This window comes from Neobacillus soli NBRC 102451 (assembly GCF_001591665.1).
GTDB lineage: Bacteria > Bacillota > Bacilli > Bacillales > Cytobacillaceae > Neobacillus > Neobacillus soli.
The window spans coordinates 14,431-31,935 of record NZ_BCVI01000057.1 but is presented as its reverse complement, the minus strand read 5'-3'; the positions used below and the strand labels follow the sequence as shown (position 1 = coordinate 31,935).

At 41.3% G+C, this 17,505-nt stretch carries 18 protein-coding genes; 14 read left to right on the top strand and 4 right to left on the bottom strand.

Annotation, left to right across the window (positions count from 1 at the left end; translation table 11 throughout):
• Positions 1–265: 265 nt before the first annotated feature.
• Positions 266–700 (bottom strand): VOC family protein, encoded by a 435-nt coding sequence (locus tag BSO02S_RS19460; RefSeq protein WP_235846967.1) that lies wholly within the window; start codon positions 698–700, stop codon positions 266–268.
• 298 nt (positions 701–998) lie between these two features.
• Here BSO02S_RS19460 and BSO02S_RS19455 point away from each other — a divergent pair, with 298 nt between their 5' ends.
• Positions 999–1,541, top strand: a complete 543-nt coding sequence (locus tag BSO02S_RS19455) for a DUF1697 domain-containing protein (protein WP_066071374.1) — start codon at positions 999–1,001, stop codon at positions 1,539–1,541.
• 45 nt (positions 1,542–1,586) lie between these two features.
• Here BSO02S_RS19455 and putP read toward each other — a convergent pair whose 3' ends face one another.
• The gene (gene putP / locus BSO02S_RS19450; protein WP_066071371.1) at positions 1,587–3,080 is read right to left on the bottom strand and encodes a sodium/proline symporter PutP; all 1,494 of its coding nucleotides are present in this window, start codon (positions 3,078–3,080) and stop codon (positions 1,587–1,589) included.
• Positions 3,081–3,303: 223 nt separating this feature from the next.
• Here putP and BSO02S_RS19445 point away from each other — a divergent pair, with 223 nt between their 5' ends.
• On the top strand, positions 3,304–3,861 hold the full coding sequence (locus BSO02S_RS19445; RefSeq protein ID WP_342352014.1) for a thioredoxin family protein: 558 nt from the start codon (positions 3,304–3,306) through the stop codon (positions 3,859–3,861).
• 37 nt (positions 3,862–3,898) lie between these two features.
• On the opposite strand, the gene plsY is transcribed toward BSO02S_RS19445, so the two are convergent.
• Positions 3,899–4,519, bottom strand: coding sequence for a glycerol-3-phosphate 1-O-acyltransferase PlsY (gene plsY, locus BSO02S_RS19440; protein ID WP_066071367.1), 621 nt, complete (start codon positions 4,517–4,519; stop codon positions 3,899–3,901).
• Between the two features lie 238 nt (positions 4,520–4,757).
• On the opposite strand from plsY, the gene BSO02S_RS19435 reads away from it, so the two are divergent.
• The 12 genes from BSO02S_RS19435 to BSO02S_RS19385 all read left to right on the top strand — a co-directional run bounded on the left by BSO02S_RS19435 (position 4,758) and on the right by BSO02S_RS19385 (position 16,861).
• A complete protein-coding gene (locus BSO02S_RS19435) occupies positions 4,758–5,396 on the top strand; it encodes a pentapeptide repeat-containing protein (RefSeq protein ID WP_066071364.1) in 639 nt (212 codons plus the stop codon).
• 199 nt (positions 5,397–5,595) lie between these two features.
• A complete protein-coding gene (locus BSO02S_RS19430; RefSeq protein ID WP_066071361.1) occupies positions 5,596–6,162 on the top strand; it encodes an RNA polymerase sigma factor in 567 nt (188 codons plus the stop codon).
• Entirely contained in the window at positions 6,159–6,686 is a 528-nt protein-coding gene (locus tag BSO02S_RS19425; RefSeq protein ID WP_066071360.1) for an anti-sigma factor family protein, read from the top strand. Before BSO02S_RS19430 ends, BSO02S_RS19425 begins: the two co-directional genes overlap by 4 nt.
• Positions 6,683–7,768: a hypothetical protein gene (locus BSO02S_RS19420; protein ID WP_066071357.1), complete on the top strand. Its 1,086-nt coding sequence runs from the start codon at positions 6,683–6,685 to the stop codon at positions 7,766–7,768. Before BSO02S_RS19425 ends, BSO02S_RS19420 begins: the two co-directional genes overlap by 4 nt.
• Positions 7,761–7,856 (top strand): LPXTG cell wall anchor domain-containing protein, encoded by a 96-nt coding sequence (locus tag BSO02S_RS27245; protein ID WP_142303766.1) that lies wholly within the window; start codon positions 7,761–7,763, stop codon positions 7,854–7,856. Before BSO02S_RS19420 ends, BSO02S_RS27245 begins: the two co-directional genes overlap by 8 nt.
• Positions 7,853–8,776 (top strand): hypothetical protein, encoded by a 924-nt coding sequence (locus BSO02S_RS19415; protein ID WP_066071356.1) that lies wholly within the window; start codon positions 7,853–7,855, stop codon positions 8,774–8,776. The genes BSO02S_RS27245 and BSO02S_RS19415 overlap by 4 nt, the downstream gene beginning before the upstream one ends.
• A gap of 179 nt (positions 8,777–8,955) precedes the next feature.
• Positions 8,956–9,897, top strand: a complete 942-nt coding sequence (locus BSO02S_RS19410; protein WP_066071354.1) for a diacylglycerol kinase — start codon at positions 8,956–8,958, stop codon at positions 9,895–9,897.
• A 130-nt stretch (positions 9,898–10,027) separates the two neighbouring features.
• Positions 10,028–10,576 carry a cysteine hydrolase family protein gene (locus BSO02S_RS19405; RefSeq protein ID WP_066071351.1) on the top strand — a complete coding sequence of 183 codons (549 nt, stop codon included), beginning with the start codon at positions 10,028–10,030 and terminating at the stop codon, positions 10,574–10,576.
• Positions 10,577–10,637: 61 nt separating this feature from the next.
• Entirely contained in the window at positions 10,638–12,101 is a 1,464-nt protein-coding gene (locus tag BSO02S_RS19400; protein ID WP_066071348.1) for a nicotinate phosphoribosyltransferase, read from the top strand.
• 323 nt (positions 12,102–12,424) lie between these two features.
• Positions 12,425–14,209, top strand: coding sequence for a sensor histidine kinase (locus tag BSO02S_RS19395; RefSeq protein WP_066071345.1), 1,785 nt, complete (start codon positions 12,425–12,427; stop codon positions 14,207–14,209).
• Entirely contained in the window at positions 14,184–14,921 is a 738-nt protein-coding gene (locus tag BSO02S_RS19390) for a LytR/AlgR family response regulator transcription factor (protein WP_066071342.1), read from the top strand. Before BSO02S_RS19395 ends, BSO02S_RS19390 begins: the two co-directional genes overlap by 26 nt.
• Positions 14,922–15,055: 134 nt before the next feature.
• On the top strand, positions 15,056–16,861 hold the full coding sequence (locus BSO02S_RS19385; RefSeq protein ID WP_066071339.1) for a carbon starvation CstA family protein: 1,806 nt from the start codon (positions 15,056–15,058) through the stop codon (positions 16,859–16,861).
• Positions 16,862–17,100: 239 nt separating this feature from the next.
• Here the strand turns inward: BSO02S_RS19385 and BSO02S_RS19380 are convergent, their stop codons facing one another.
• The gene (locus BSO02S_RS19380) at positions 17,101–17,376 is read right to left on the bottom strand and encodes a CC/Se motif family (seleno)protein (protein WP_066071336.1); all 276 of its coding nucleotides are present in this window, start codon (positions 17,374–17,376) and stop codon (positions 17,101–17,103) included.
• Between the last annotated feature and the right edge of the window lie 129 nt (positions 17,377–17,505).

Genomic DNA, 17,505 nt, shown 5'->3' with positions numbered 1-17,505 from the left:
TTCGCAAATAAAACTGATAAATTCGCAAATAAATCGCATTAATTCGCAAATAAACCGTAAAAATTCGCAAATAAAGCGGTAGAGAAGTCCTATTCCTTCGGTTTAATGGCTGGAAATTTATTAAAAGGCATGTTCTATACACCGTTTTTGAATAATTGTCTTCTTTTTAAAAGGTAAATATCATGTTTTTTGCAATAAAAATGCATTTTCCCCAGGAAGACAAAAAAGAGGGTATCCAAAAGTTCTTTGGATACCCTCAAAGTAATTAAAAAGATATCATTGCGCCGCGTCCATCAAAGACCGAGCTAGGATTCCAAGCCACTTCCCATAGGTTATTTTCGGGGTCGGCGAAATAGGCGGTGCGCCCTCCCCAAAAGGCGTCACTTGGTTCTCGTAGGATTTTTCCACCGGCTGCACGAATTTCCTCAATAGTTGAGTCAACGTGTTCAACATGCTCCACGTTAATGGCAAAGGTCACACGGGGAAAGGTTTCAGTGGATTGCGTTATTTCAATGCCGGCATCCTTCGCTAACTCAGCAATCGGAAATAATGAAAGCAGCACACCGGCCGTTTTAAAGACAGCATATTGGTCAGAGCTGAATTCTGTTTCTTCCCAGCCTAAAGATTTATAGAAAGCACGGAGAACGGGTAATTCGAATGCACCGATTGTTAATAAACTTACTCTTTGTGGAACCATCATTCTATTCCTCCATTCAAAGTTATTATTTCTTTCTTCTCCAAACCATTACTAATTCCCTTCTATATTAAAAAATCATGTTAAAATTCTTAATTCCCAATCTTGACAAGACTTTTGCGGGATTGTAGTGTCAAACCCTTTCAATGGTAGTGATTTCGCCTTTTTAACCAAACGTTTGATTAGTCTTGAAATACTGGGAAATATGTCGGAGATTTGAAGTTTATCAGTTAGCCTGTAGTTTAGTTTAACCAATTAGTGGTAAGATTTAGTGAAGATGATTGAAAAAAAGCGAGGTGCCTAAATGCCTATTTATATTGCCCTGTTACGGGGTATCAATGTTGGCGGTCACCATAAAATCAAAATGGCGGACTTGAGAAGTCTATTAGAAACGATAGGCTTAAGAAAGGTAAAAACATATATTCAAAGCGGGAATGTTTTATTTGAATCGGAGGAGGCCGCGAAACAACTGAGCATGCGAATGGAAGAGGAAATAGGTAAAACATTTGGTTTTCCGGTGCCAGTTATCTTAAGAACAGCAACAGAATTCGAACATATTATCCGGAATTGCCCCTTCGCGACAGATACTTTAAAGGAAGGCGAGAGTATTCACGCGGCCTTTTTGGCAGACGAACCCTCCGAGAAGGGCATCCAACATTTGAGCACCATTAAAAGCGAAATGGATGAATATAAGATTGAGGGGAAAGAGGTTTATTTCTATTTCCGCGAGAGTATCCTAAAATCCAAGATTGTAAGTCAACTTCCAAAGCTAGGCGTTCCGGCGACAGTCCGCAACTGGAAAACGGTTATTAAGTTAGCAGCGATTGCAAAGGAAATAGCGGAATGAAAAAAATGCTCGAATCCAATTATGAATTCGAGCGTTTTCTTATGGCTATTCCTCTTTTAATAAACGAACACTTTCATTAAATTCCTTTTCAATCTCCTCATTTTTCTTATAGGTGATTAAGCTGACAATAACAGCTACAATCAGGTTGAGGAGGAAGCCTGGAACGATTTCATAAAGAGATTGACCAAAAAGGACTTTACCAAGGTCAGCATTTTTCCAGACGATAACGGTAACAGCACCGACAATCATGCCGAACAAGGCGCCCCAATTCGTAATCTTTTTCCAGAATAAACTTAATAAAATGACCGGACCGAAGGATGCCCCAAAGCCTGCCCACGCATAGGCGACGAGGTCTAATATTGTGTTATCTTGCTTAAAAGCAAGAGCTGCAGCCACAACAGCAACGATGAGAACGGCCATTCTTCCTAAAAAGACCAGCTGTTTATCCTTCGCATTCTTGTTCATAACCATTTTGTATAAATCCTCCACAAGTGCACTTGATGTCACGATTAACTGTGAAGAGATTGTGCTCATGATCGCTGCTAGAATCGCCGCTAGGACAAAGCCGGCAAAGATAGGGTGAAATAAAATTTTACCCAGTTCGATGAATACGGCTTCAGGATTTCCTAATGTGAATTGTGGGTTTTGCTTGAAAAAGGCTATTCCGACAAGGGCGGTAAAGATAGTCCCTATCAAGGAGATAATCATCCAGCCCATCCCAATTCGGCGAGCACTTTTTGTTTCCTTGATTGTTTTGATGGCCATAAAGCGAACAATGATATGCGGCTGTCCAAAATAGCCAAGTCCCCATGCCAACGCCGAAATAATTCCGATAAAGGTTGTTCCCTTTAGAAAATCCAGTTTAGCAGGATCGATGGCTCGAATCGTATCAAAGGTTTCGGCAGGACCACCGGTATGGAAAATCCCAATAGCCGGAACAAGCATCAAGGCAATAAGCATCATTAAGCCTTGAATAAAGTCGGTATAGCTGACCGCCAGGAACCCGCCAAATAACGTGTAGGCAACGACAACGCCGCCAACGATATAAAGGCCTGTGTGATAGCTCGTCCCAAATGAACTCTTAAAGAATACCGCTCCCGAAACCATCCCCGAGGAAACATAGAAAGTAAAGAAAAGAAGAATGACAATACCTGAAACAATGCGGAGAAGTTTCGTCTTATCTTTAAAACGGTTCTCAAGATAGCTTGGAATCGTAATCGAATCATTGGCCACCTGAGTGTACGAGCGCAGGCGGGGTGCAACTAAGAGCCAGTTAAGATAAGCACCAATCGTTAATCCGACAGCAATCCAGGCGTCCGCTAAACCGCTTACGTAAATACCTCCAGGAAGTCCCATTAAAAGCCAGCCGCTCATGTCCGCAGCTCCAGCACTCAAAGCGGTTACAGCAGGTCCCAACGACCTTCCCCCAAGCATGTAATCCGTCAGATTGCTAGTCTTTCGATAGGAATACCAGCCGATGAATAACATCATCGCGATGTAGATTCCTATCGAAATCAGTTGTAGTGATTGATCGGACATATAATTCCCCTCCTTTGTTATTGTAGAAAACATTTTAAATAATATTCCCTTTATAAAAAATATTCTATCAACTTTATATAACTATTTCTAGTGTTAATATATTGCTTTTTTAAAATAGGAAAAAGTATTTGTGAAATAATGATGGATAGCGGATAAAAGCAGTTCTTTTGTAACATGTGCTGGAAAAGATTATCATATAGGAAAATGAAAGGGGTGCTTTTGGATGATGAATTTAAATGAGTGGTTTCAAAAAGGATTGACAGTGGATGAGTATATAAATGGGATGACTCGTAATAAAAACGAAATGCTTACCATTTATGAGCATTTTACCTTAACTTCTAAGGATAAAGAAAAACTTGCCACCTTAAGGTCTAAGGAATTGCGGGCCATTGTGCTATCAGAGGATTGGTGCGGAGATGCGCTGCTAAACAACCCCGTTTTAATGAGAGTAGCCGAAGCCGCGGGAGTAGAACTTCGTTTTGTCCTCCGCGACCAAAATCTCGAGCTAATGGATCAATATTTAACGAATGGCACGTCACGGGCGATTCCGATATTTATCTTTATCAATCAAGAAGGTAGTGAAGTGGGTGTATGGGGGCCGAGAGCACCTGAAATACAGACGCTTGTGATGGAGAGGCGTGCGGCTTTGCCGGATAAAGACGCCGCGGATTTCCAGGAGAAGCAAATGGAGGTATATAAGCGTCTTGGGGAAGAGTATCAAACAGATGCGAGGATTTGGCAAACGGTTGCAAATAGTATTATGACGACTTTAATTAAATAACAGAAATCCCCGGATGAGTGCTCTCCGGGGATTTCTGTTAGAATCCACTGTTCTTTGGCGGGATGCGGTCATTAATCAAATTTTTATCATTGATCTTCGGCTCAATGCCAAGAATGAAATTGCGGATGTTGGAGCGGTGCAGATAAATTAATAATAGCGAGAATATGATAAAGATAAGTTCTAATTCAAGTTTTGGAGAAACAATCGCATAGACGAGCATACTAAGGCCAACCGTGATGGACCCCAAAAATACAAACTTCGTTAAAAAAATCACTAAAAAGAAGCTAAGATAAGCGATGACTAATAAAGGAATGTTGGCAACCAGCAGGGCTCCCGCAGTTGTTGCAATCGCTTTTCCGCCTTTAAAACCTGCAAAGATTGGGAAACAATGCCCGACAACAGCGACTAGACCAAAGTAAAGCGGTTCCACATCAAGGTCAAAATAAATTGGCAGGTAGGCGGCCAGCGCGCCTTTGGCAAGGTCGATGAGAAGCACGAAGATGGCAGATTTTTTCCCAAGTACCCTTAAGGTGTTGGTTGCCCCCGGATTTTTGCTGCCGTGTTCACGGATATCGACCCCGAAGACCAGCTTGCCCACAATCAAAGCAGTGGGAATGCTTCCAATTAAGTAGGAAGCTAGAAGCAATATCCACAACATAAGCATCATTCCTTCTTATGTAAATTTTCTTATTCAAATAATATTCTATCATAATTAGATGGTGTTTTTTTGAAAAATAACCGCAATTAGGAAGTGGAGGGGGGCTTAACCGATTTATGGCCAAGTTGCTAATAGCTATGCTCACTGAAGAAAAGATATTCCGGAAAGAAGAGTAACCCATCGGCATGATAAGTAAAATAGTTTATAATAAACTCAACACGATATAACAACGTAAAGGATGAGCGATTTGCTTAAAATTCAACAGCCGAAAATACCATCTAGTTTAACCCCGCTAGACTTTAATAATAGAGAAGATTCGTATATTAGCATGGCGCTTATTAGTGACTGTTCGATTTCAAAAGAGGAGATTGAAAAGATCAACTTCGACCAGGTAGTTTTTAGAAATGTGACTTTTATCGACGGTTCGTTTCGATTCGTTGAATTAACAGATGTTATATTTGATCGATGTGATTTATCGAATGTGAATTTCACCGATGCCATTGTCCACCGCGTCGAGTTTCGAGATTCCAAACTATTGGGGTTAAACCTTGCGGATGCTGCTCTTCGTAATGTTTTATTTGAAAATAGCAACATGAAAATGGGTTCGTTTGGCTATGCCGATTTGAAGCAAGTGAAGTTTGACACCTGTTCGCTTCGTAATGCCGATTACTATGATGCCAAGTTCAACAAAGTTGAATTTAACAATTGTGATATTGACGAAGTGAATTTAACAGGAACAGAGCTGAACGGGATTGACCTCAGCAGCTGCAAATTTAACCGACTAAACTTGTCACTAGAAAGTTTAGCAGGATGTACGGTTTCCCCGGACCAAGCAATTGGATTTGCGAAACTATTAGGGTTGGAAATTAAAGAATAACCTTATATGGGAAAAGGGCCGAGCGCCCCAAAAGTGAATTAGTTTAAAAAGCCGTGCGACCACCATCGTACGGTTTTTATTTACGAGATTTTTTCAGTCGTTAAATACAGCATGTTATGATGAGAGAATGGAAAAAATCTTTTTTTTAAAAAAGTGTAGGGTTCCTTCGAAAAGTATTCGTCTATTTATGTGACAGACAATGAGAAAGGGGGAGAGACCGATTAGTGACACCGTATTAATTGAAAAAGTGTTGGACGGCAATGATCATGCCTTTCGCCTTTTGGTTGAGAAGTACCGCAATGATGTGTTCCGGACCGTCTTTGCTGTTCTTCGCGATCAAAAGGAAGCGGAAGATGCCGCTCAAGAAGTGTTTATGAAAATCTATACCTCTCTCCCCAACTATGAAAATCAAGGTTTTAAAACGTGGATAACGCGCATTGCCGTTAATCATGCAATAGATGTCAAAAGGAAACAGGCAAGAAGAAGTGAGGATGTTGTCGATGAGCTTCCGCAGCAGGCAATTGGAACACCGAAAGATAGTGTAGAGAAAGAGATTATCGAGACAGACCGGCGCAGGCTTGTCAGGAAAAAGCTTGATGAACTGCCCGAGAATTACCGCGAAGTGATCTATGGTTTTTATATCGCAGAAAAAAGCTATCAGCAAATGGCTGAGGAACAAAATGTTCAAATCAAGACGATTGAAACAAAACTGTACCGGGCACGCACTTGGATGAGAAAGAATTGGAAGGAGGACGATTTTTCATGAAGCATTACAGTTACGATGAATGGCTCCAATACGTTAAAAATGAAATCAATGAAAAGACCCGAGAGGAAATTGAAAGTCACCTATATACGTGTGACCAATGCCTTGAGGACTACTTACAAGCCGTATCAGCAAATGAATCCTCGCTTCCGACTCTTTCAAACGTAAGCAACTTCACGGATCTGGTAATGGCTGAGGTTACAAAGCAAAAAGATGTGGTTTCTAACACCATAAGTAATCTTAACACGGTGTCAAAGGTTCCCTCGGTGCCTGACACCAAACGTGATGAACGAAAGTCAAACCAGAAAAAGCCTTTTTATCAGCAGGCGGCTTTTCATTATTTGCTGGCGGCGGCGGCGACGATTCTGCTGATGTTTACGGGTGCCTTTCAGTCGCTTGCTACGTATGCGAACTCTGTTGAAAGTCAGCAAGTTCAGGAAAAAAAGCCTTCGGTGACGGAGGGTGTTATTAATAAAACCTTTGCATGGATGGATTCACTAGAAAAGAAGGAGGCAAATAAGAAATGAAAAGTTCAACAAAGGCATTAACATTATCGCTATTTCCAGGCCTTGGCCATATTTATTTCGGTAATATGGTTCGAGGGGTGCTCTATTTACTAACAGTATTTGGAGCAGCTTTCATTACGGTACTAGCTGTATTTGGCCATAATGGTGAGTTTGGAGTTTTGACCTTTTTTATAGGAATCTTTATCTACCTAGTTAGCTTTATCGATATGGGGGTACAGATTTCCAAACAGAAAAAAGTGCTAAAGGCCGCCAACTCGGCCGACCTAGGGGCAGGTTCACAGGCTGCACAAGATTCGGAACGCTTTTATACAATCGTCTTGTCGTTTATCCCAGGTCTCGGCCATTTCCAGCTTGGCTTGATGAACAGGGGGGTAACCTTATTAGCGACATTTCTTGGCCTTGGTATCATGGTTACCTTCGTGACGGCCCTTTCCGGCCGCGGTGAATTTCTCATCTTCATGGCTGGCCTGCCCATTATCTGGGTCTATGGATTTTTTGACGCCGTTCAGCAGGTAAATAAAAAGCAGCGCGGTGAGGAGCTAGTTGACAGAACGATTTATGAGGACCTTGAATTACGGAGGGAAGACGGCAAGAAAAGTAAGGCAATTGCCACCTTTCTCTCCATTTTCCCAGGGGCTGGCCATCTCTATCTTGGCTTACAGCGCCGTGGGATCCAGTTAATGGCGGCGTTTCTCTTTTCTATCTATATTTTAGATGTCTTACGGCTGGGAATCTTCTTGTTTTTAATCCCGATTATTTGGTTCTACAGCTTTTTTGACGGCATGCAAAAGGTGTCGAAATATGGGGATGAAACGGTAGAGGATGTGCCAATTATTGCGTACTTCCTTAACCATCAAAAGTGGGTAGGCATCGGGCTTATCTTAATGGGGCTTTATTACTTATCTACCAACGTCATTCTTCCAGCATTTTCACCAATGTTAAATAGACTGATTAATATCGATGTTATGTATTGGGTGCAAGGCTACTTCCAGACCGGTCTTGTTTGTGTCCTGTTGATTGGCGGAGGGCTTAAGCTTTTATCGGGAAGTAAACAAAAGAGGGAGGCAAAGAATCATGAGTAAGTGGGGAAAAGCAATAGCGGGACTGGCCTTAATTGGAGCCGGGCTTGGGTTCCTTTTTAGAAAGAGAAAGGGTGGAGAAGCGGTATGAGAACCTGGCGTGTTGGTACGTTTTCGATGGGGGCCTCGCTCGTTTTCCTTGGAGTCTTCCTTTTTTTCTCAAAGTTTCTCGGCCTAAATCTTGTCCAAGTAATGACGGCTTGGTGGCCGCTTTTATTAGTTGTTTTGGGGATTGAAATTTTGCTTTATTTAATTTTGTCACGGCAGGAAAAGCCGGTGTTAAAATATGACTTTTTAAGTATCCTTTTTGTAGGATTGCTCGGGACTGCTGGAATTGCGTTTGCGATTTTAAGCACAACAGGGATTATGGGGAAGGTAGAAGAGGTTATGGCGAGGGAAGAGCGCTCGTTTGACCTGCCTGCTTTTTCCTACCAAATGGATGACAGCATCAAACGGGTGGTTGTCAGGACGGTCGGCTACGACATGACGATTGAATCGACAAAAGAAAAAGAAGTCTCGATGTTTGGTACGTACCGGGTGCAAACGGCGAATAAAGCCAAGCTGCTTAAAAGTGCAGATGATATGATTGCGGCTAACAAAAAGGGTGATACGCTCTATTTAAACGTAAAGTCGCTTCCAAATGAAATGGGGCCATTTGATTCACGGGGAATTGTTGCGGCAACAATTCTTGTTCCGAACGATGTGTTGCTAGAGGTCCTTGGCAGTGATAATTCTCTTACCTTAAAGCCACGTACACTTGCGAACGACTGGAATGTTGAGAGTGTCTCATCGGTTGTGGTTAATGTTGCAGCAAATAGCAACTTGAAGGTGGCTGCGGCAGGCGCCCAGGATGTTCGCGGGAAAGAGGGCGAATGGAAATTTGCTAAGAAACCGAATGCTAATGATGGGGACGGATCCAGCGGAAAGAATGCTGTTTATCAATCAGGCGAAGGCAAATACCATATTAATATTGCCAATGGTTATAACGTTAGCCTTATTACAAATAAATAAATTTCAACCTTATTTTTGCAAAAAGATATTGAAGCGTTATGATAGTAGATGGCTGTTTGAAGGAAATAATAAATAATGGCTTTCAATATATTTGTAAGCTATGCTGATAATTGGTAGAATATAGAATTGAGCGGACATCTAATGCTAATTATTGATTTCAAAAATAGGATGATGAAATGATGAAAAGAGCAAGACTGATTTACAATCCCACCTCAGGACGCGAAGTGATTAAGCGTCATCTGCCGGAGATCCTTGCGAAATTAGAGGTAGCCGGATATGAAGCTTCTTGTCATGCGACAACTTGTGCAGGAGATGCGACGAATGCAGCACGAATTGCTGTTGAGCGAAAGTATGATATCGTAATTGCAGCGGGTGGGGATGGAACGATTCATGAAGTGGTTAACGGTCTCGCGGATCAGGAGTATCGACCAAAGTTGGGAATTATTCCGACTGGAACAACGAATGATTTCGCTCGGGCCCTGCACATACCACGGGATGTTGGAACCGCTGTTGAAATTATTACCAAAGGGGAATTAATTCCTGTTGATATTGGCCGCATCAATGATCGATACTTTATTAATATTGCGGGCGGCGGCAGAATTACCGAGCTTACATATGAGGTACCAAGCAAATTAAAAACAATGCTCGGCCAGCTGGCTTACTATTTAAAAGGGGTGGAAATGCTCCCTTCAATTAAACCCTCAGATGTCACGATTGAGTATGATGGCAAGCTTTTTGAAGGGGAAGCGATGCTGTTTCTTGTCGGGCTGACCAATTCGATTGGCGGCTTTGAAAAGCTTGCACCTGATGCGTCTATTAACGATGGTCTATTTTCATTGTTAATTTTGAAAAAGACGAACCTTGCTGAATTTATTCGGATTGCCACGTTAGCGGTTCGTGGAGAACACGTCAATGACCCCAATGTCATTTACACACAGGCAAATCGAATAAAGGTTAGTTCCAATGAAAAGGTGCAATTAAATTTAGATGGTGAATTCGGCGGATTACTGCCGGCCGAGTTTGAAAATCTGTACCGTCATTTAGAAGTATTCGTGCCGCTTGATGATATTCGCCCAAATGACCGCCCAACTGACTGGGAATCAGGCACGCGATATAGTTAAGAAAAGTTCGTTCCTTTAGTGGGGCGAACTTTTTTAATATCGTGGAAAAAAAGGAAAAAGCGTTCCAAGTCTAGAATAGTGTGTATAATGATTTTAAAGACAGTAGTCATGACAGTTAGGGGGATGATGGGTGATGAAGGCATTAATTAATATCGATTACACCTATGATTTTGTGGCAGATGCAGGGGCATTGACCTGTGGGGAACCGGGGCAGGCGATTGAGGGGAAAATCGTTGAATTGACAGAGGAATTTATTCGGAATGGCGATTATGTTGTATTTGCCATCGATGTTCACGATCAGGGGGACAAATACCATCCTGAAACGAAGCTGTTTCCACCCCATAATCTTCGTGGAACCTCGGGCAGGGACTTGTTTGGGGCGTTACAGGATGTTTATTCGGAGAGTCAACAGCGTGAAAATGTTGCCTACATGGACAAAACAAGATACTCTGCCTTTGCAGGAACCGATCTTGAAATCAAATTACGTGAGCGCGGTATTACCGAGGTGCACCTGGTCGGTGTTTGCACCGATATCTGCGTTCTCCATACCGCTGTAGATGCCTACAATAAAGGCTTTCAGATTGTGGTATATAGAGATGCTGTGGCATCCTTTAACCCGAAAGGTCATGAATGGGCGCTCGGGCATTTTGAACAATCGCTTGGTGCTGTGGTTAAATAGACTTAAATGATATTATTGGTTATAATGGTGAAAAGCTGAAATAGTAGTCGGAGGGGCGATTATGAAACATATTTATCATGATGATAGTTTTACTCTACATACGGATCTTTACCAGATTAATATGGCGGAGACATATTGGAGAGATGGTATACATAATAAACGTGCGGTCTTCGAACTATTTTTCCGCAAGCTTCCATTCGGGAACGGCTATGCTGTTTTCGCAGGTTTAGAAAAGGTGATTCAATTTATTCAAGGGTTCCACTTTAGTGAAGATGACCTTGACTATTTGAAAAATGAAGTAGGTTATAAGGCTGATTTTATAGAATATCTTAAAAACATACGGTTCACGGGGACGATTCACTCCATGAAAGAGGGCGAGCTTGTCTTTGCCAATGAGCCGATTTTACGCGTTGACGCCCCTTTGGCAGAAGCACAGCTGATTGAAACAGCCTTGCTCAATATTGTGAATTACCAAACATTAATTGCCACGAAAGCTTCACGAATCAAGCAGGTGATTGGCGATCAAGTGGCGATGGAATTTGGGACAAGACGGGCGCAGGAAATGGATGCGGCCATCTGGGGAACGCGTGCCGCTTACCTCGCAGGCTTTGAAGCAACAAGTAACGTAAGGGCAGGTAAATTATTCGGTATTCCTGTCGCTGGTACCCATGCACACTCGATGGTTCAAGCCTATAAAGATGAATATACAGCGTTCATTAAATACGCGGAAGCACATAAGGACTGTGTCTTTTTAGTAGACACATACGATACGCTCCGTCTCGGCGTGCCAAATGCCATTAAAGTGGCAAAAGAGATGGGCAACAAAATTAACTTTATTGGCATCCGCCTTGATAGCGGTGACCTCGCTTACCTTTCAAAGGAAGCACGAAAATTGCTTGATGATGCAGGCTTTAAGGATGCGATAATCTATGCATCGAGTGATTTGGATGAATATACGATTATCAACCTAAAATCCCAAGGCGCAAAGATTGACAGCTGGGGCGTGGGTACAAAGCTGATTACGGCGTACGACCAAGCTGCGCTAGGGGCCGTTTATAAAATTGTGACGATTGAAAACGAAAACGGACAAATGGAAGATACAATTAAAATCTCCTCCAATCCAGAAAAAGTAACGACTCCGGGGATGAAGAAGATATACCGGATTCTCAATAATACGAACCACCATGCGGAAGGGGATTATATTGCCTTAGAGGATGAGAAGCTTCCGGAAAAGAAGCTGCGCATGTTCCATCCAACCCATACGTACATTAATAAGGTGGTTACGAATTTTACCGCAAAAGAGCTTCATGAAGATATTTTTATCGATGGTAATCTTGTTTATGAAATGCCTTGCCTTGATGAGTCACGTGATTATTTGAAGCAGAATTTGGATGCCTTGTGGGATGAATACAAGCGCATCATGAATCCAGAAGATTACCCAGTCGACCTAAGTCAAAAATGCTGGAATAATAAGATGGAAAATATTAAAGAAGTGAAAGAGAAAGTTGCGGCAATGAAGGAATAAGTCATAAAAAAAGCAGACTCCAAAAGGATGTTTACCAACAGCCTTTTGGGTCTGCTTTTCTGTTTTACTTTTGCTTAAAAAAATTCATAAAGGCATGGGAAATTTCAATACTATGCCTCTTTATTACTTCGACAAATTCCTACAAACTTCGGGGCGTGCCTGGCACCATCTTTTTAGAATTCATATTTTCTGGAATTCTTTAACTCTATAATCCCCTTTCGTAAAAGCCTGTCATTTCTTATAATGAGTAAAGGGCACGAATGTTTTGACTAGATTCTAATGAAAGCGTTTGAGTATGGTCAGGTCAGTAAAGGAGGAGAAAAATGCTCAATTTAGCTCCATTGATGCTCGAGAAGGTTGGAATTATTGTCATTGTTGCTTTTTTGCTAGCGCAGATGCGCTCGTTTCGTCAAGTTATTCAAAATAAGCACAGCACAAATGAAAAAGTTATGCTTATTTTACTTTTTGGTACCTTTGGAATCATTAGTAATTATACGGGAATTGAAGTCCATCATCATACCATAGGAAGGGCTGAGTGGCTTTCTGAAATGAACCAGGAGAGTGCACTTGCCAATACTAGAGTAATGGGGATTGTGATTGGCGGTCTACTAGGGGGACCTGCCGTTGGCATTGGTGCTGGGCTCATTGCTGGCATCCATCGTTACACACTTGGCGGCTTCACTGCCCTTTCTTGTGCTCTTTCTACCATTCTAGCTGGTATTGTGGCTGGATACCTTGGAAAAAAACGAAAACAAAAAGGAAAACAAATTACCCCAGCGTTTGCTGTCATAATGGGAATGGTCTTGGAAACGGTTCAGATGTTAATTATTCTAGTTACCGCAAAACCCTATAGCCATGCCTGGGAACTCGTTCAGCTCATTGGTTTTCCGATGATTTTCGGCAATGGTTTAGGGACATTGCTGTTTATGCTTATTATTCAAATCATGAAACGGGACGAAGAACGCGCTCGCGCTAATCAAACAAACCAAGCCTTTCTGATTGCGGATCAAACCTTGCCATACTTCCGTCAAGGCCTAACCATCCACTCATGTAAGGAAATTTCTAAGATTATGCTAGAACTTACGAATGCTGACGCTGTTTCGATAACCGATGATCAACAAGTCTTAGCACATGTTGGCGCTGCCTCCGACCACCATGTCCCTAAGACCAGGCCTGAGACGGGCTTGACGAGAAAGGTACTCGATAGCGGGAAGATTTCAATTGCTAGAACGAAGCAGGAAATCTCCTGTATTCATAGTCAATGCCCGTTGGAAGCTGCTATTGTTTTGCCATTAAAAGTTAAAAAGAAAATTTATGGTACATTAAAAATGTACTATACAGAGCCTAATAAACTGGACAAGGTGCAGCAGGAATTGGCAGAAGGTCTAGCCAATCTTTTTTCAACACAGCTTGAGCTTGCGGAGGCAGAAAGACAGACAAAGCTATTAAAGGATGCAGAGATTAAAGCCTTACAGGCACAGATTCATCCACACTTTTTATTTAATAGTATTAATACCATTTCAGCACTCTGCCGGACAGATGCAGATAAAGCACGTAAACTACTATTGGAATTAAGCTCTTTTTTTCGGGGAAACCTTCAAGGGGCCAGGCAGATGCTGATTCCTCTGGAAAAAGAATTAGCAAATGTTAAGGCCTATTTATCATTAGAACAAACGCGTTTTCCTGACAAATATACCATTGATTTGCAAATAGAACCGGAGCTAGAAAAGGTACTGATTCCTCCTTTTATCTTGCAGCCTTTAGTTGAAAATGCCATCCATTATGGTTTTCCACGAAGTAAATCGCAAGGGCAAATTACCGTAACGATTTTTTCAAAAAAGAATCTGTTACAAATTATTGTAGCTGATAATGGAAAGGGAATACCTGAAGGTCAAATAGAAGTCCTCGGTAACCAGGTTGTCGATTCTAAAAAAGGAAATGGCACAGCGATTTTTAATATAAGTGAACGGCTAAAAGGAATATACAATGGTCAAGCCAGTTTAACATTAAAAAGCAAAGTCAATCGTGGAGCTACCATTACCATTTCCATTCCGCTCGACAGTAAAGGAGTGTTTGATCAAGATGTTGAAGGCCTATATATTGGATGATGAACCATTAGCGAGAGATGAATTAAAATACCTGCTGATTCGAAGTGAACAAGTGGAAATTTTAGGAGAAGCTGATTGTGTCGAGGATGCAGTCGCTGCCATCACAGAGCTAAAACCAGATCTTGTTTTCTTGGATATTGAATTAGCTGAAGAAAATGGGTTGAGTTTAGCGAGGCAATTAGAACCACTTGAGCAACCTCCAGCGATTGTTTTTGCAACAGCCTATGATGAGTACGCTTTAGAGGCATTTGAATTAAATGCAGTCGATTATATTTTAAAGCCATTTGATGAAGAACGGATTCAAAAAACCTTGGAAAAAATTAAGAAGATGCAAAATATCGGGAATAAGAATAACCTGATTCAATCGTCCGTGAAACAGACTAATAATGGGAAAATAGCGGTCCTTGTTGATGAACGGATTGTTTTACTAACCGTAACAGACATTCTTTATTTAGAATCCAGTGAAGGTAAGTGTAACATTGTCACCATCGAACAAGCGTACAAAGTGGCTGAAGCACTCGTTGTTTTGGAAAAAAAGGTGAATAACGCTAAATTTCTACGTGTTCATCGAAGTTTTATCGTGAACTTGGATCATATTGTCGAAATCGAACCATGGTTTAATTCTACTTATAATTTACATATGAAGGATGGCTCGCAGGTTCCTGTGAGTCGAACCTATGTAAAGTTATTAAAGCAGCAACTTGGTTTTTAGAAAATTTGCATTTCACTAATTAATTTTTGCAACTCACCCTTCTATTTCTGCGTTTTATCTTGAAAACAGAGTAAATGCGTTTTCATTTTGTAAAATGGATGATGTAGAAACAATAGTAAGGGGGATTGGTGAAAATGAATGCGATTACAATTGTTATTGCTTCCATATGTATCCTTTTAATTGTGTACCGTTTATATGGTACTTTCATGGCAGCAAAGGTTTTAAGGCTTAATGATTCAAAACCGACACCTGCTCAGAAGTTGGAAGATGGACGAGACTATGTCCCAACAAACAAGTGGGTCGTTTTTGGCCACCATTTTGCAGCGATTGCAGCAGCAGGTCCGTTAGTTGGGCCCATTTTAGCAGCACAATTTGGTTATTTGCCAGGCTTGATTTGGCTCCTAGTCGGTGCGGTTATTGGTGGAGCGGTTCACGATATGGTCGTTCTGTTTGCATCTATGCGGAGAGATGGAAAATCTTTATCAGAAGTAGCGAAAGAAGAACTTGGACCTGTCGCAGGGTTCTGTACAGGACTAGCCATGTTATTTATTATCACGATTACGATGGCTGGATTATCAATGGTAGTTCTTGGTGCACTTGAAAGGAACCCATGGGGGACATTTGCGGTAGGAATCACGATTCCGATTGCAATGGGGGTTGGCTTATATCATAAAAAGACCGGAAACTTAAAAATTGCCACGATTGTTGGCTTTGCTTTAATCATGATCGCGATTATTTTAGGACCAAACATTCAAGGAACATGGTTGGGCGATCTATTAACCCTTGAGAAAAGTACATTAGCACTTATTCTTCCAATCTATGCTTTTTTTGCGGCAGCATTACCGGTTTGGTTATTGCTGGCACCACGCGATTATTTAAGTACATTTATGAAAATTGGCGTATTCGCGGCCTTAATAATTGGAGTTTTCATTGTCAATCCAGATGTACAATTCCCAGCATTTACAGAATTTCTAAATGGCGGGGGTCCTGTTATAGCAGGTCCAGTTTGGCCATTTATCTCCATCACCATTGCATGTGGAGCGATTTCAGGTTTCCACGCATTCGTTGGCTCTGGTACAACACCGAAAATGATTAATCGATGGACCGATATAAAAGGTGTTGCTTTTGGTGCGATGCTTGTGGAATGTTTAGTAGCGATTATGGCATTAATTGCCGCTGTATCACTGCAACCCGGCGATTACTTTGCGATTAACTCATCACCAGAGAAATTTGCCACACTTGGAATGGAAACGGTTCATCTTGATGAACTTAGCAAAGAAGTCGGCATGGACCTGGAAGGAAGAACAGGCGGTGCCGTTACACTTGCGGTCGGGATGACCTACATCTTCGCTGCTGTTCCGATTTTTGAAAAATTAGCTTCCTATTTCTATCAATTTGTTATTCTATTTGAAGCTGTCTTTATCTTAACCGCGATTGACTCAGGAACACGGGTTGCTCGTTACCTTATTCAAGATTTCTTCGGAGACTTCATTAAACCGTTAAAACGGACAGATTCAATCGGCGCAAATGTCGTTGCCAGTGCATTAGCCTGTTTCGTCTGGGGATATCTTCTTTTCTCAGGGGACATTAGTTCCGTCTGGGCACTGTTCGGTGTATCCAACCAATTGATGGCATCAATCGGCCTCATTGTTGGAGCAACAGTTGTACTAAAGATTGCAGAAAAACGCTGGTACATGCTGACCTGTCTAATCCCGCTTGCTTACCTGTTTGTTACAGTAATGGTAGCCGGATATTGGATGGTGAAAAATGTCTACTGGAATGCAGCAAACCCTGGATATAATGTATTAAATGGTATCCTTTCGATTATCATGCTGACCCTCGGCATCGTCATCATGGTTACTTCCATTGCAAAATGGATTAAGCTATGGAAGATTCCACAAGATGTATTAGTAAAAAATTCTGAACAGGAAGTCGCATAACATGACAGCACCCATTCATGTAAGATTGAATGGGTGCTGTTTTTTCGTTTGGCTCTTACCTAAAAGATTGTTGTTTTTATTGATTCGCTAATAAAATTGTAGATTCGCTAATAAACATCCGAAATCCGCTAATATATCTGTTCTACTTATTAATAAGGTGTAATTTTACACTGATTTAAGGATTTTCGGAAGCATAATGAGGGTTAATAACAACATTCTTTACAAACAGCCTTTCGTTTTTATTGAAGCTTTGCAGAAATAGATTTTAAAAAGCTAAACCCCGATAATTTTAATATGAGTTTTTCCTTACTTCTAATATTTTTTTGTACATAGATGGAGAGATTATCGATTAAAATTTCATGATAATTGTTCAAAGTCTTTGGTTTTCCAGGCACAGCCACCAGTTCCTGCACCCCGGGGGCACAGCAGGCTTTTACTTCCAACGTTTTTACCGTTAACTGATTCCCTTTAGATTCTATCCACTCTTTTGATCCAGCATCTATTTCGATATTCAACCATCATCCACTCCTTGATTTTCCAATCTTCCAACTTAACATGATTTTACTATACTTCTCATTTGAACGGGGCTAAAAAGCTAAAAACATGAAAACGGGCATATTTCGTAATCTCTACTAGAATGTGTT

Bases quoted from the DNA above. Each gene is read 5' to 3' on its own strand.
- BSO02S_RS19460 (WP_235846967.1), bottom strand. From the start codon at position 700: ATGATGGTTCCACAAAGAGTAAGTTTATTAACAATCGGTGCATTCGAA.
- BSO02S_RS19455 (WP_066071374.1), top strand. From the start codon at position 999: ATGCCTATTTATATTGCCCTGTTACGGGGTATCAATGTTGGCGGTCAC.
- putP (WP_066071371.1), bottom strand. From the start codon at position 3,080: ATGTCCGATCAATCACTACAACTGATTTCGATAGGAATCTACATCGCG.
- BSO02S_RS19445 (WP_342352014.1), top strand. From the start codon at position 3,304: ATGATGAATTTAAATGAGTGGTTTCAAAAAGGATTGACAGTGGATGAG.
- plsY (WP_066071367.1), bottom strand. From the start codon at position 4,519: ATGTTGTGGATATTGCTTCTAGCTTCCTACTTAATTGGAAGCATTCCC.
- BSO02S_RS19435 (WP_066071364.1), top strand. From the start codon at position 4,758: ATGAGCGATTTGCTTAAAATTCAACAGCCGAAAATACCATCTAGTTTA.
- BSO02S_RS19430 (WP_066071361.1), top strand. From the start codon at position 5,596: ATGAGAAAGGGGGAGAGACCGATTAGTGACACCGTATTAATTGAAAAA.
- BSO02S_RS19425 (WP_066071360.1), top strand. From the start codon at position 6,159: ATGAAGCATTACAGTTACGATGAATGGCTCCAATACGTTAAAAATGAA.
- BSO02S_RS19420 (WP_066071357.1), top strand. From the start codon at position 6,683: ATGAAAAGTTCAACAAAGGCATTAACATTATCGCTATTTCCAGGCCTT.
- BSO02S_RS27245 (WP_142303766.1), top strand. From the start codon at position 7,761: ATGAGTAAGTGGGGAAAAGCAATAGCGGGACTGGCCTTAATTGGAGCC.
- BSO02S_RS19415 (WP_066071356.1), top strand. From the start codon at position 7,853: ATGAGAACCTGGCGTGTTGGTACGTTTTCGATGGGGGCCTCGCTCGTT.
- BSO02S_RS19410 (WP_066071354.1), top strand. From the start codon at position 8,956: ATGAAAAGAGCAAGACTGATTTACAATCCCACCTCAGGACGCGAAGTG.
- BSO02S_RS19400 (WP_066071348.1), top strand. From the start codon at position 10,638: ATGAAACATATTTATCATGATGATAGTTTTACTCTACATACGGATCTT.
- BSO02S_RS19395 (WP_066071345.1), top strand. From the start codon at position 12,425: ATGCTCAATTTAGCTCCATTGATGCTCGAGAAGGTTGGAATTATTGTC.
- BSO02S_RS19390 (WP_066071342.1), top strand. From the start codon at position 14,184: ATGTTGAAGGCCTATATATTGGATGATGAACCATTAGCGAGAGATGAA.
- BSO02S_RS19385 (WP_066071339.1), top strand. From the start codon at position 15,056: ATGAATGCGATTACAATTGTTATTGCTTCCATATGTATCCTTTTAATT.